Source organism: Roseivivax sp. THAF30 (genome assembly GCF_009363575.1).
Taxonomy (GTDB): domain Bacteria; phylum Pseudomonadota; class Alphaproteobacteria; order Rhodobacterales; family Rhodobacteraceae; genus Roseivivax; species Roseivivax halotolerans.
Genome location: NZ_CP045389.1, coordinates 1,128,516 through 1,141,812 on the forward strand (window position 1 = coordinate 1,128,516; position 13,297 = coordinate 1,141,812).

At 64.9% G+C, this 13,297-nt stretch carries 12 protein-coding genes; 6 read left to right on the forward strand and 6 right to left on the reverse strand.

The annotated features are described in order from the left end of the window. The first annotated feature begins 16 nt into the window (after positions 1–16). Both FIU91_RS05425 and FIU91_RS05430 read left to right on the forward strand, forming a co-directional pair. Complete coding sequence (locus FIU91_RS05425; protein WP_093010190.1) at positions 17–799, forward strand: type III pantothenate kinase; 783 nt, start codon at positions 17–19, stop codon at positions 797–799. Further along, positions 796–2,457 (forward strand): ribonuclease J, encoded by a 1,662-nt coding sequence (locus FIU91_RS05430; protein WP_093010189.1) that lies wholly within the window; start codon positions 796–798, stop codon positions 2,455–2,457. Before FIU91_RS05425 ends, FIU91_RS05430 begins: the two co-directional genes overlap by 4 nt. On the opposite strand, the gene FIU91_RS05435 is transcribed toward FIU91_RS05430, so the two are convergent. The 5 genes from FIU91_RS05435 to FIU91_RS05455 form a co-directional block, all read right to left on the reverse strand. Continuing rightward, a complete protein-coding gene (locus FIU91_RS05435; RefSeq protein ID WP_093010188.1) occupies positions 2,458–3,162 on the reverse strand; it encodes a hypothetical protein in 705 nt (234 codons plus the stop codon). A 95-nt stretch (positions 3,163–3,257) separates the two neighbouring features. Beyond that, positions 3,258–4,748: a DEAD/DEAH box helicase gene (locus FIU91_RS05440; RefSeq protein WP_152461739.1), complete on the reverse strand. Its 1,491-nt coding sequence runs from the start codon at positions 4,746–4,748 to the stop codon at positions 3,258–3,260. 147 nt (positions 4,749–4,895) lie between these two features. Further along, a complete protein-coding gene (locus FIU91_RS05445; protein ID WP_371418258.1) occupies positions 4,896–5,852 on the reverse strand; it encodes a glycosyltransferase family 2 protein in 957 nt (318 codons plus the stop codon). After that, positions 5,852–7,624, reverse strand: a complete 1,773-nt coding sequence (locus FIU91_RS05450) for a glycosyltransferase family 2 protein (RefSeq protein WP_152461740.1) — start codon at positions 7,622–7,624, stop codon at positions 5,852–5,854. Before FIU91_RS05450 ends, FIU91_RS05445 begins: the two co-directional genes overlap by 1 nt. 70 nt (positions 7,625–7,694) lie before the next feature. Then, positions 7,695–9,302 (reverse strand): peptide chain release factor 3, encoded by a 1,608-nt coding sequence (locus FIU91_RS05455; protein WP_152461741.1) that lies wholly within the window; start codon positions 9,300–9,302, stop codon positions 7,695–7,697. A 109-nt stretch (positions 9,303–9,411) separates the two neighbouring features. Here FIU91_RS05455 and FIU91_RS05460 point away from each other — a divergent pair, with 109 nt between their 5' ends. Both FIU91_RS05460 and FIU91_RS05465 read left to right on the forward strand, forming a co-directional pair. Beyond that, positions 9,412–9,669 (forward strand): Rho termination factor N-terminal domain-containing protein, encoded by a 258-nt coding sequence (locus tag FIU91_RS05460; protein ID WP_152461742.1) that lies wholly within the window; start codon positions 9,412–9,414, stop codon positions 9,667–9,669. 74 nt (positions 9,670–9,743) lie between these two features. Continuing rightward, the gene (locus FIU91_RS05465) at positions 9,744–10,118 is read left to right on the forward strand and encodes a nuclear transport factor 2 family protein (RefSeq protein WP_152461743.1); all 375 of its coding nucleotides are present in this window, start codon (positions 9,744–9,746) and stop codon (positions 10,116–10,118) included. 95 nt (positions 10,119–10,213) lie between these two features. Here FIU91_RS05465 and FIU91_RS05470 read toward each other — a convergent pair whose 3' ends face one another. Continuing rightward, entirely contained in the window at positions 10,214–11,230 is a 1,017-nt protein-coding gene (locus tag FIU91_RS05470; protein WP_152461744.1) for a Hint domain-containing protein, read from the reverse strand. Between the two features lie 135 nt (positions 11,231–11,365). Here FIU91_RS05470 and FIU91_RS05475 point away from each other — a divergent pair, with 135 nt between their 5' ends. Next, complete coding sequence (locus FIU91_RS05475) at positions 11,366–12,145, forward strand: SDR family oxidoreductase (RefSeq protein WP_152461745.1); 780 nt, start codon at positions 11,366–11,368, stop codon at positions 12,143–12,145. Further along, the gene (locus tag FIU91_RS05480) at positions 12,117–13,286 is read left to right on the forward strand and encodes a hypothetical protein (RefSeq protein ID WP_371418259.1); all 1,170 of its coding nucleotides are present in this window, start codon (positions 12,117–12,119) and stop codon (positions 13,284–13,286) included. Before FIU91_RS05475 ends, FIU91_RS05480 begins: the two co-directional genes overlap by 29 nt. Positions 13,287–13,297: the final 11 nt, after the last annotated feature.

Below are 13,297 nucleotides of genomic sequence, written 5' to 3' on the forward strand. Positions count from 1 at the left end.
ACGGAGGCGGCGCACCATGCTTCTCGCAATCGATTGCGGCAACACCAACACGGTCTTCTCGATCTGGGACGGGACGGAATTCCTGGCGACCTGGCGGACCTCGACCGAACATCAGCGCACGGCGGACCAGTATTACGTCTGGCTGTCCACCTTGATGAAGCTTCAGAACATCGAGGCCGAGATCACCGACATGATCGTCTCCTCCACGGTGCCGCGTGTCGTCTTCAACCTGCGTGTCCTTGCGGATCGCTATTTCAACACCCGTCCGATTGTCGTCGGGCGGCCCGATTGCCTGATGCCCATCGATGTCCGCGTCGATGCGGGAACGCAGGTCGGCCCCGACCGTTTGGTCAATACCGTCGCGGGGCACGACCTTTACGGCGGTGATCTCATCGTCGTGGATTTCGGCACCGCCACGACCTTCGACGTGGTCGATACCGACGGTGCCTATGTCGGCGGGGTCATCGCGCCGGGCGTGAACCTGTCGCTCCAGGCGCTTCACGAGGCGGCGGCGGCGCTGCCGCATGTGGATATCTCCCGACCGCAGCGGGTCGTGGGCACAAACACGGTCGCCTGCATGCAGTCAGGCATCTTCTGGGGCTATGTCGGCGTTATCCGCGAGGTCTGCGCCCGCATCAAGGCAGAGCGGGACCGGCCCATGAAGATCATTGCCACCGGCGGGCTCGCGCCTTTGTTCCAGCAGGCCGAAGACCTATTTGATGACTGGAAAGACGAACTCACGATGCACGGTTTGACCGTCATCCATAATCACAACAAGACCGAAGGAAACATCCGATGAGCGCCAACCGACTGATCTACCTGCCCTTGGGCGGGGCGGGCGAAATCGGCATGAACTGTTACGTCTATGGCTACGGCGCGCCCGACAAGGAGCGGCTGATCGTCGTCGATATGGGCGTGACCTTCCCCGACATGGACACGACGCCCGGCGTCGATCTCATTTTTCCCGACGTCAGCTGGCTCAAGGCGCGGCGCGACCGGATCGAGGCGATCTTCGTGACCCACGCCCACGAGGACCACGTGGGCGCGGTCGCGCATTTCTGGGAAGAGCTTGGCGCGCCCGTTTATGCCCGTGCCTTCACCGCCAATATCGCCCGGCGGAAATTCGACGAGCGCGGCCTTTCGCCCGAGATCGTCCGCACGCAGGAGCCTTGGCCCGCGACGCAGCAGGTCGGGCCGTTCAGCGTTGGCTTCGCGCCGATCTCGCATTCGATCCCCGAAAGCTCCGGCATGGTGATCGATACCGATCTCGGCCGCGTCGTGCATACGGGCGATTTCAAGATCGACGTGACGCCCGTCGTCGGAGAGCCGTTCGAGCGCAGCATCTGGGAAGAGATCGGCAAGAACGGCGTGACCGCGCTCGTCTGCGATTCGACCAACGTCTTCTCCGAGCATGAGGGCCGGTCCGAAGCCACGGTCGGGCCCGAGATCGAGAAGCTGCTGCTGGACGCCAAGGGCATGGTTGTCGCCACGACCTTCGCCTCGAACGTCGCGCGCCTCAAAACGCTGGCCGAGGCGGGTGTCCGGGCAGGGCGGACGATCGTCCTCATGGGCCGCGCGATGCAGCGCATGGTGGAGGCCGCCAAGGAGACGGGCGTTCTGACCGGCTTTCCCTCGACCGAGCCCATCGAGGCAGCGGGCGACATTCCGCGCGAGAACCTCATGCTCATCGTCACCGGCAGCCAGGGGGAGCGCCGCGCGGCCTCCGCTCAGCTGGCGCGCGGCAAGCATTTCGGGATCGAGCTCAAGGACGGCGATCTGTTCCTGTTCTCCTCCAAGACCATTCCGGGCAACGAAAAGGGCGTCATCCGCATCATGAACCAGCTCTCCGAGCGCGGTGTCGATGTGGTCGACGATTCCTCGGGCAAGTACCACGTCTCGGGACACGCGAACCGTCCCGACCTGATCGCGATGCACCAGCTGACCGATCCGAAGCTGGTCGTGCCGATGCATGGCGAGCATCGCCATCTGAGGACCCACGCCAACCTGGCCGCGCAGCACGGGCGGCGCGGCGTTGTCGCGCCCAACGGGACGATGATCGACCTGACGACCGGGAAACCCTGCGACTACGTGGAGACAGGCCGCGTCTATCTCGACGGCTCGGTGCAGGTCGGTGCGCTCGACGGTGTGGTGCGCGACCGGATCCGCATGGCGCTGAACGGCCATGTCACGGTGACGCTGGTTCTTGATGAGGACAACGAGCCTCTGGGCGAGCCCTGGGTCGACCCGATGGGGCTGGCCGAGACGGGACGCAGCCAGCAGCCGCTTGACGCGGCGCTGGAGGAAGAGCTTGCGCAGTTCGTCGAACGCGCCAAGCCCAAGGTGCTCGCCGATGACGACGCATTGGAAGAGGGGCTGCGCCGCACGGTGCGGAACGCCGCGCAGAACGAAATCGGCAAGAAGCCGGAAGTGACGGTCGTCATCTCCCGGCTGAGCTGATCACTGAAGCGAGGGGTCGCGGTCCTCGGGGTTCTGGAACTGTCCGTCAAGCGGCGGCAGGTCCGGCCCCTCGGAGCCCGAGCAGTAATAGAGCGCGCCCCCCACGCCGACGAGCGTGACACCCGCGCCGACGGCGGCGACCGGTGCGCCAACCGTGCCAAGGGCCGCCGTGCCCGCGCTGCCGAGCGCGCCCAGCACCAGATCTCGCGACCCTGACAGGATCAGGGCGCCCGAGCCGTGGACGACCCCGTCGAGCCGCTCTTTCGTCTCGCCAGATTTGCGCTGCACCGCCGAAGCGAGCGCGGCTGTCGTGCTGACGGTCGCATCCGCGGCGGCATTGACCTTCTGGCAGGCGGTCTCCGTGCAGCGGCCACGATAATTGCGCGCGCCGGGCACAAGGATGTAGCCGGTCTCTTCCAGCTCCGACAGGCAATAGCCGTTCACGTCCTGCGCGGGCACCTGGTCGGCGAGATAGGTGATGATCGTCTGGCTGTCGCATTCCGGCGGGCGACCGCGCGCGCGGTCCCAGCGTCTGGACGGCCAGTCGACCAGCCTCTCACGGATGCCGGGGCTGGAGCGATCCTCGCCAAGCTCTTCGGTGTTGATGACGATTTCGCTGGCATTGACCGTCGCGGTGCACTCCTGCGCGAGCGCTGGAGCGGCGAAAAGCGACGCGGCAAGGGCCGCCGAAGCGGTGCGAAACATGGGATTATCCTCATTTTCATTGGCCTGTGGGACCAGAGGATATCCCAGGCAGCGGAACTTGCATCCCGTGCCCGGTCACATCGGCGTAACCGCGCTCAGCCGACTTTGCGTTCGTCGAGGCTCTTGGCGATGAAGGTGGGCATGTGATCGCCCATACCGACGACGTCATCCTGCTTGCCGCCGCGCTGCCCGCCGCGTCCGCCGCGCGAAGACTTGCCGCGCTGCGCCTTGTCGTCGGATTTTGGCTCGGGCTTGGCTTCGGACTTCTGCTCGGAGGTCTCGTCCTGTTGTTCGGACTGGACCTCTTTCGGCGCATCCGTCGCGGCGTCGCTCGCTTGAGACGTCTTGCTGCGCGAGCGCGAGCGGGACCGGGATTTGCGCGGCTTTTGATTGCTCTCGTCGCCTTCGGCCTCTGCGCTGGTTTCGGGCGCGGTGTCACCGAGCGGGTTGTCGAGGCGCGGGATCGGCTTGTCGATCAGGCGCTCCACGTCTTCGAGGTTCTTCTCGTCGCGCGGAATGCAGAGCGTCATCGCCTTGCCTTCACGGCCTGCGCGACCCGTCCGGCCGATCCGGTGAACGTAGTCCTCGGCATGGCCCGGAACGTCGAAGTTGAAGACGTGGCTGACCGACGGCACGTCGAGGCCGCGCGCGGCCACGTCAGATGCCACGAGGATCTTGAGCGATCCCGCGCGGAACCCTTCAAGCGTCCGCGTCCGCACCGACTGGTCCAGATCGCCGTGGATCGGGGCCGCGTCATAGCCATATTTCTTGAGCGATTTCGATACGATATCCACATCGACCTTGCGATTGCAGAAGACGATGGCGTTGGTCAGCTTCTCGCCCTCGGCATCGATCAGGGCCCGCAGCGCCCGGCGTTTGTCGCTTTCGGCGCGGTCGCGGCGCGAGGATTTCAGCATCAAAACGCCCTGCTCGATCGTCTCGGAGGCGGTGGCCTGCCGGACGACCTCGATCCGTGCCGGTGCGGCGAGGAACGTGTTGGTGATCCGCTCGATCTCCGGGGCCATCGTGGCCGAGAAGAACAAGGTCTGCCGGGTGAAGGGCGTGAGCGAGAAAATGCGCTCGATATCGGGAATGAAGCCCATGTCGAGCATCCGGTCGGCTTCGTCGACGACCATGATCTCGATGCCAGTCAGCAGCAGCTTGCCACGCTCGAAATGATCGAGCAGGCGACCGGGCGTCGCGATCAGCACGTCCACGCCCTTGTCGATGAGCTTGTCCTGCTCGGCAAAGCTGACGCCGCCGATCAGCAGCGCCTTGGTGAGCTTCACATGCTTGGAATAGGTGTCGAAATTCTCGGCCACCTGGGCGGCAAGCTCGCGCGTTGGCGCGAGCACGAGGCTGCGCGGCATACGGGCGCGGGCGCGGCCGCGAGCGAGCTTGGTGATCATCGGCAGCGTGAAGCTGGCCGTCTTGCCCGTTCCGGTCTGCGCGATGCCGAGCACGTCCCGGCCCTCGAGCGCGTGGGGAATGGCCCCCGCCTGGATCGGGGTGGGCGTCTCGTAGCCCGCTTCTTCGATGGCTTTCAGCACTTTCGGGCTGAGGTTCAGATCTGCAAATTTGGTCATGTGTATCCGGTGTTCACGGACACATCCTGGCCCGTGCGTCTGCGTAAGATAACCCCGCGCAAGGGGTCGAGGCCGGCAGCGCGCCGGCAAGCGTGTCGCTCTCTAGCGAAAAGGGGCGATGACGTCAATCTGACCTGCCGATACGGACTATCGCGAACCGCTCTCATGACCGAAATGTCGCGCAACGAGCGTGGGCAGGTCCATGCGGCGCGAGACAAGGAGGCCCTCCGCCGCGAGCCGGGAGCGGAGGTCGGGCGTCGCCAATGCCACGGCATCGTAGAAGCCGCGGAGCCCGGATTCGCCTTCGTCGGCCTCGATCTGAGTGAACAGATCATGCAGCTTGAGCGCCCCTGCGCCGCGCGCTTGCGGCTTCAACTCAGCCCGGTAGGAGCCCCGGGTCACGCGAAACCTGTAAGCGGCGAGAAACGCCTCCCAGCTCTCGGCGTGGAAATGTCCGAGCGGAATGTCGGGCAGGGCGACTTCGCCGGGGTTCTGCACGTCCCCGAGCCGGATATTGTGGATGCGGATCTGCAAGCCCTTGTGGCCGGTTCGGATGAAGAGCTTGCCCGCGACATGGCTCAGAAAACCGCCCGAGAGGTGCCGGGACGCATCGCCGAAGATGCGTTGTGCCGCATCCTGCCGCGCCGTCTGATCGAGATGGAACGCCTTGAAGTGACGCATCGAATCTTGCACAGGCGTATCGCTTTCCCGCGCGAGTGCCTCCGCCGGCCGCATCCGCGCGCAGAGGGCGTCTTTCGGCAGAGAGGCGAGCGCGGCGGACACGGACCCCTCGGGCAAAAGAAACTCGTCCACGTCGATATGGGCGATCCAGTCGAGCGTGCCCGCACGGTTATAGGCGTGCCGCGCGTTCCGGCACTGACGGTTCTGGTGCATGTCGGGCCGGCCGCCCTTGTTCTTCCAGTAGGCGGGGCCTGTCTCTGTCACATTGATCTGCGGATGCGCGGTAAGGACGCGCGCCGCCTCAGCATCGCCGTCGTCGAGATAGAGAAACAGCCGCTCGGCGCCGAGGTCCAGATGCCATGCGGCGAAGTCGAGGATACGCGGCAGCGGAGCTTTGATCGTCGCGACAAGGCCCCAGCGCATCAGGCGGCGCGGCCCCGGAAGACGCGCGCGACCGCCCCGTCGAGATCGAGCGGATGCAGCTTCAGCATGCCATGCGCGGCCAGCTTTGCGCGCAGCTCCGGCGTGTCGCGGCAGATTTCGTCGAAGAAGGTGCGAAGGCCCGCCTCGCCGTCTTCGTCCTGCAACATGCCCAGAATATCGGCAACGCCGAGCCGGCCCGACCGCTCGCTTTGCTTGGCATAGGATCCGCGGGTGCGCCGGAAATCGAGGTGACGCAGGAAGGTCTGCCAGTCGGGGGCGTGTAAATGGGCCAGCATCACATCGCAGAGCGCGACCTTGTTCGTCACTTCCGCCCCCCGATGCTTGAGCGCATGGATGCCGAACCGCGTCTCGGGGATGCCGGTGCGGGCAAACACCTTGCCCGTCGTGTGACTGAGGAAACCGCCATAGAGGTGCATTCCGAAGTTCGGATAGATGTCCTGAACCTCGGCTTTGCGGGTGCCTGCCGCGGCATGGGTGAGCTTGAAGGCCGAGGGCAGGGAGCCGTCGTCCGGGGCCAGCGCCTCGACCGGCGTTATCCGTGCAAGCGCGGCCGAGGGCGTCACGTCGGCGAGGATCTCGGCAATGGGCCGGTCCGGCAGCAGAAACTCGTCCACGTCGATATGCGCCAGCCAATCGAGCCGGTCCGCCTCGGTTTGAAGCGTGCGCGTGGCATTCCAGACCTGGCGGAGCTGGTGCGCCTCCATGCGCGGCTTGCCGAGCCCGTCCCAATAGGCGGTGTCGCAGGTGGTCACCCGGATACGCGGATCGCGGGACAGCGCGGCGGCGGTTTCGGGCTGAGGGACATCGAGGAAGATGTGCATCGCGTGCGCGCCGAGTTCGAGGTGATGCGCGGCAAAGCGCAGCGCGGCCTCGATTTCGGCCTTGATCGTCGCGACCACCCCCCAGCGCAGCGTGCCTGCCGTCAGCCGGGCCGCGCGGGCTGGAACTGGCGCCATGTTCACGGGCTTTTTCTTCTCGGGTTTGGCGCCGTCCTCGCGTTTCTGTTTGCGTGCCTTCATCGTCGCGAGGCGCTGGAAGATCGTAGCGGGGTCGTCGATCAGCGCGCCGATCAGATGCTGCGCGAGCGGCCGGATCACCGGCGCGGCCTCGGCTTCCTGCCAGAGCCGCCCCAGCATGTTCACGTCGAGCCCGCCATGCAGGATGGAATAGGAATCCATCTGCATCGGCAGCTTGGATTTCACCTTGTCATCCAACGCGAAGGCCGCGTCCGGCTTGCGCCCGGAATAGAGGCGTTCGGTCTCATAGAGCTTCATCGCGCCGAACAGGGTCGACAGGGCGAGCCCGCTGGCGCGCTCCTCTGGTGTTGCTCCGTGATCGCCGAAGGTCGTGACCGCAGAAACCTGCCACCGCAGATCGAGCGCGGCGAGCAGGAACTCCGCCTCTTCGGCCCAGAGCCGGCGGAAGAGTGCAGGCGCATGGTTCGGCCAGGATCGCTTGCGAAGATGCGCGATCAGGAGACCGTGTAGGCAGGCCAGCTCCGAGGCGCCGGTGAATTCCTCCCGGAGCGCGAACCGTTTGCGATGGTAGGCAGAGCGGAAGGGCGGGGCCTCTGACGGATCCTCGGCTGGCGGGCTGATGCGTGTCGCCTTCAGCGGTGCGAGGTCGATGTCGACCGGCGGCAGCGCCTCGCCTTCAGCATAGGTGATCGGGTCGCGCCGTCCCTCCATCTGGGTCAGCACGGCGTCGATCCCGCCGGGATAGGCGGGGCGTTTGCCCGTGTCTTTGCTCATCGCGAAGAGCGTGGCGCAGCAAATCGGCCCGAACAAGGCCAAACGGCGGAATGGTCGTGACGCGAAGCGCTCAGACCATCATCTCCTTCGTCGCCGACAGCGTCACGTCGGGATAGTCGCGCACGATCCGGTCGATGTCCCATTGCAGGCGCGTGAGGTATACAAGATCGCCGTCATTGTCGGTCGCGATATGCTGCTTGTTGGCGTTGACGAACTTGTCCACGGCCTGCTTGTCGCCATGCACCCAGCGCGCCGAGGTGAATTGCGAGGGCTCGAAGCGAACGGGCAGGCCGTATTCCAGCTCGATCCGGCTGCCCAACACTTCGAACTGAAGCTGGCCGACGACGCCGACGATGAAGCCCGAGCCGATATTCGGCTTGAAGACCTTGGCGGCACCTTCCTCTGCGAATTGCATCAGCGCCTTCTCAAGGTGTTTGGCTTTCATCGGATCGCCCGCGCGGCAGGATTGCAGAAGCTCCGGCGCGAAGGAAGGAATGCCCGTGACCTTGAGCGCCTCGCCCTCGGTCAGCGTGTCGCCGATCCTGAGTTGCCCGTGGTTCGGAATACCGATGATGTCCCCCGCCCAGGCCTCCTCGGCCAGCTCGCGGTCGGAGGCGAGGAACAGAACCGGGGCCGAGATCGTCATCGGTTTCTTGGAGCGGACGTGGGTGAGCTTCATTCCGCGCTCGAAATGCCCAGAGGACAGGCGCACGAAGGCGACACGGTCGCGGTGTTTGGGGTCCATATTGGCCTGCACCTTGAAGACGAAGCCTGTGACCTTCTTCTCCTCGGGCGCGATCTGGCGCGGCTCTGCGGAGGTGGGCTGCGGCTCTGGCGCGAGCCGGCCGATCCCGTCCATCAGCTCCTTCACGCCGAAGGAATTTATGGCGGAGCCGAACCAGATCGGTGTCAAGTGACCCTCAGCCACGGCTTGCGCGTCGAGTGTCGGCAGCAGCTCGCGCGCCATCTCGATCTCCTCGCGCAGCTGCGCGAGCCGCTCCGGCGGAATGTGGTTTTCAAGCTCGGGATCGTTCAGTCCCTTGAGCTCGATGCTCTCGGCGACGCGGTTGCGGTCGGCGCGGTCCATGAGCTCGAGCCGGTCGTTGAGCATGTCGTAGGCACCGAGGAAATCGCGCCCCATGCCGATGGGCCAGCTGGCCGGGGCCACGTCGATCGCGAGGTTCTCCTGGATCTCGTCGATGATCTCGAACGTATCCCGGCTCTCCCGGTCCATCTTGTTGCAAAAGGTCAGGATCGGAAGATCGCGCAGGCGGCAAACTTCAAAAAGCTTCTGCGTCTGGCTCTCCACGCCCTTCGCGCCGTCGATCACCATGATCGCCGCGTCCACGGCGGTCAGCGTGCGGTAGGTGTCTTCCGAGAAATCCGAATGGCCGGGCGTGTCCACGAGATTGTAGCGAAAATTGTGGTAGTCGAAGGACATCGCGGAGGCCGAGACCGAGATCCCGCGGTCCTTCTCCATTTGCATGTAGTCGGAGCGCGTGCGTCTCGCCTCGCCCTTGGCGCGCACTTGCCCCGCCATCTGGATCGCGCCGCCGAAGAGCAGAAACTTCTCTGTCAGCGTGGTCTTGCCCGCATCGGGATGCGAGATGATCGCAAAGGTGCGGCGCCGCGCGATTTCGGGCGGCAGGTCGGGGCGGTTCGTGGGCACATCGAGCATGACGCGCGATATAGTCCGGGCGCGGGGCCGCCGCAATCGGTGCATCGCGCCGCGCGGGAACCGAGGGAGCGGCAAGGATGTTTGTCACCCGGACCCGCAGGAGACGATCATGGCCGACCGCCCGAGCATCAAGAACGAGAAGCTGTACGAGGATTTGCGCGACGAGGGCATGTCCAAGGAAAAGGCGGCGCGGATCGCCAATGCCAAGGCCAATGACGACATGTCCCCCTCAAAGAAAGGTGGCAAGCAGCCCCCTTACGAGGAGTGGAGCAAGGACGAGCTTTACAAGCGCGCGCAGGAGATCGGCATCGAGGGCCGTTCGGACATGACCAAGGACGAGCTGATCGAGGCGCTGCGGCAGCATTGACGATTTCCGTTCCCGAATCGCCGCGCTCACGCTATGGTGAGAACATTGGGTGAACAAAATTCAGGAATACTGCGATGAAATTGTTGGAATTGGCGGAAAAGCTCGTGGCCGGCTGCCGTGATGGCAGCGATACGGCCAATCTCGACACGCTCTATGCGGAGGATGCGGTGTCGGTCGAAGCGGTCTGCATGCCCGGCGCGGAGAGCCGAGAGACGCACGGCCTTGAAGGCATCAAGGGCAAACACGCCTGGTGGAACGAGAACATGGAACTGCTCGATGGCACGATCTCTGGTCCGTTCCCGCATGGCGAGGACCGGTTCGCGGTGCATTTCGCAATGAAGGTGCGCGACAAGAACAGCGGCGAGACCACCGAGATGGAAGAGGTCGGCGTCTATCACGTCGCCGACGGAAAAATCGTGCGGGAAGAGTTCTTCTATAAGATGGACTGATTTGCAAAAATGCGTGCACGCGGCGCAATTATTCGCCGCGTGTTGCGTTTATTCAAAGCGTTACGCGAACCCGCAGATCAAACCGCCCGAAAGCCTTATCCGCTCGACGATTTGCGCAAGGCGGATATCGCATCCGCTCGTTTCAAAAGATCCTCCGCAACCTCGAGGGCGCTGTGCGAGCTTTCCTCGTGATCCGGCAGCAGCGCCGACAACCGATCGCCGAGCTCGCCCGGCAGAATGGCGGCGGTCCGCTCGTCCACGAGCATGGATTCAGCGGCTATGCCTTCCGCGAAGATGATCTGATGCTGATCGAAGAGCATCTGGAAATAATCGACGAAGCCTCCCGACAGTTGGCGGATCGTCTCTCCGTTCACGAGGTGCCGCGCGCGGACCAGAAGCTCTGAGCGCCCCGCGCCAAGCTCGTCGCTGCGCTGGTAGATGAAGAGCCTGTGATCGGGACTGACGACCAGATCGTTGAGATTGTTGAGAACACCCGCCTTGATCTCCACCGGCGCAAAGCCGCCAACCGCGCGCGTGGTGCGCTGCCCGATCCAGCGGATCGGCTGCGGGCCGTCATCGCGGGTCAGGACCTTGTCGCCGACCTTCAGATCTTCGACCGCGCGCTGCTCTCCGGTGGCAAGCGCGATGAGTGTGCCGCGCGTGAACGACACGCAAGCCTGCTGGGCAAAGCTCGACAGCGCGTTCTCGGTATCAACCCCCACGAGCGCGTAGTCCCGCTTGGGGTTGATCGGCGCGAGGGGCAGAAGATAGGTGTCCTCGACATCGCCCTCGTCATCGGTTTCAACGAGCACGATCGCCTCTGTCGTCTCGCCATCGCCCGACATCAGCGTCAGCGCGCAATCGAGGTGTAGGGCGGCGCCCGGCTCGCCGACCTCGGTGCCCGGTGCGACCGAGAACGGGCGATCGGGATGCGGCACGACACGCAATGTGACCTCATGCGCCACGGGCGACAGCCGGTAGATATCGTCGAGTTCGATTTCGCCCGCAAAGCCGACCGGATCCCCCAGATTCGCGCCATTCACGACGCGAAAATGCTCTGCCCGGAACACGGACAGGGACTGGGCGGACCTCGCGGAGCCGGGTTTCGGCATCAGGGGCTCTCTCTCTACTCGCGCTCGGGCGCGAAACAGGTCACTCTGCCCCCATAATTCGTGATCAAATATGTCATCAAAGGGCCGGTATGCGGGTCTTTTATCGACGTATCGGCAACAAGAAAAGGACAGGACATGGATCTGGGCATCTCTGGCAAAAGGGCACTGGTAACGGCATCGTCGAAAGGTCTCGGGCGGGGCTGCGCCGAAGCGCTGGCCGAAGCGGGCGTCGACCTTGTACTGAACGCGCGCGGCGAAGAGGCGCTTTCGGCAACAGCGCAGGCAATCCGCGACGCGCACGGGGTCGAGGTGACAGTGCTGGCCGCCGACATCGTCTCCGAGGAGGGTCGCGCCGCCGTCCTCGAGGCGGCAGGACAGGTCGACATCCTCGTGACCAATGCAGGCGGCCCCCCGCCGGGTGTCTGGTCGGACTGGAGCCGGGACGATTTCATCGCCGCGCTGGAGGCGAACATGCTGACCCCCATCGCGCTGATGCAAGCCATGCTGCCAGGCATGATGGAGAAGGGCTGGGGCCGCGTCGTGAACATCACCTCGCAATCGGTCAAGGCGCCGATCCCGGCGCTGGGACTCTCGAACTCGGCGCGGGCCGGGCTCACCGGCTTCGTCGCGGGCACCTCGCGGCAGGTCGCCCAGCATGGCGTGACGATCAACAACCTTCTGCCGGGCGCGCATGACACCGACCGGATCGACGCGCTCGACCGCGCTGCGGCGAACACGCAAGGCACCAGCCTAGAGGACGTGCGCGCCGCCAAGTTCAAGACCATTCCGGTGCGGCGCTACGGGACCGCGGCGGAGTTCGGGCGCACCTGCGCGTTCCTGTGCTCGCAGCATGCCGGATACATTGTGGGGCAGAACATCCTCGCCGATGGCGGCGGCATCAACGCGACGCTCTGAGATGGCGCGCGGGCCGGACGGGGCAGGGGGCGGGGCTGGCACCTCGCTCGCCGACCAGTTGTTCAATGCAGAAACCGTTGAGGTTCTGGGTTCTGAGCATGCGCATCTGCCGGGGTTCGACCGGGCCGCCTTCGAGACGGAGGCGGTGGGTGGCCTTGCAGAACGTAGTCTTATGCAGCGGATCGACTGGATCGCCACCTGTCTTGAGGCGCAGCTTCCGCGCGACTTTCCCGCGCTGGCCGACGCGCTCGAGGACGCGATGACGCCGCCGCTCGATCCCACGCGTCATGACGACGATTTCGGTCGTTTCATCCATGCGGTGCCGGGCGTTCTTGCGGTGCGTCACGGTCTTGAGACGCATCCCGATCGCGCGCTCGACCTTCTTCATGCCGCGACCCAGCGCTTCTCGATGGAATACTACATCCGGCCTTTCCTCGACCGCTGGCCGGAGAAGACCCTCGCGCGGCTAGAACGCTGGGCCGTCGATCCCAACTACCACGTCCGTCGCCTCGTATCCGAAGGAACCCGGCCGCGCCTGCCCTGGGCGCAGAACATAACGCTGGCCCCGGATCGCGCGCTGCCGCTTCTCGACATGCTGCACGCCGATCCCACGCGATATGTCACGCGCTCGGTGGCCAACCACCTGAACGATCTGACAAAATCGGATCTTGCCGCCGTGGTTTTGCGTCTTGAGGCCTGGCGCGCGGAAGGGCGGCAGGGCGCGGGCGAGCTCGATTGGATAACACGCCACGCGCTCCGCACGGCGGTCAAGCGCGGCGAGCCACAAGCCTTCAAGCTGCTCGGATATGACCCCGAGGCGGCACTCGACATCGATCTCGACGTGTCGCCGACGGCCCGGATCGGCGAGGCGCTGCAGATCGCGGCGGAGATCTCCGCTGCATCCGAGACCCGCCTTGTTGTCGATTACCGCATCCGCTTCCATCGGCCCTCCGGCCGTCCCGGTGAGAAGGTCTTCAAGCTGGGCACGGGCCGCGCCGGTCCGGGCGCGCCCCTCACGCTCTCGAAACGGCACCCGATCAAGGCAACGGCGACAACCTTCACCTGGCATCCCGGACCGCACGTTCTCATCCTGCAGGTGAACGGACGCGACCTCGCCGAAGCGTTTTTCGACGTGATCTGAGCCGCGGCGCG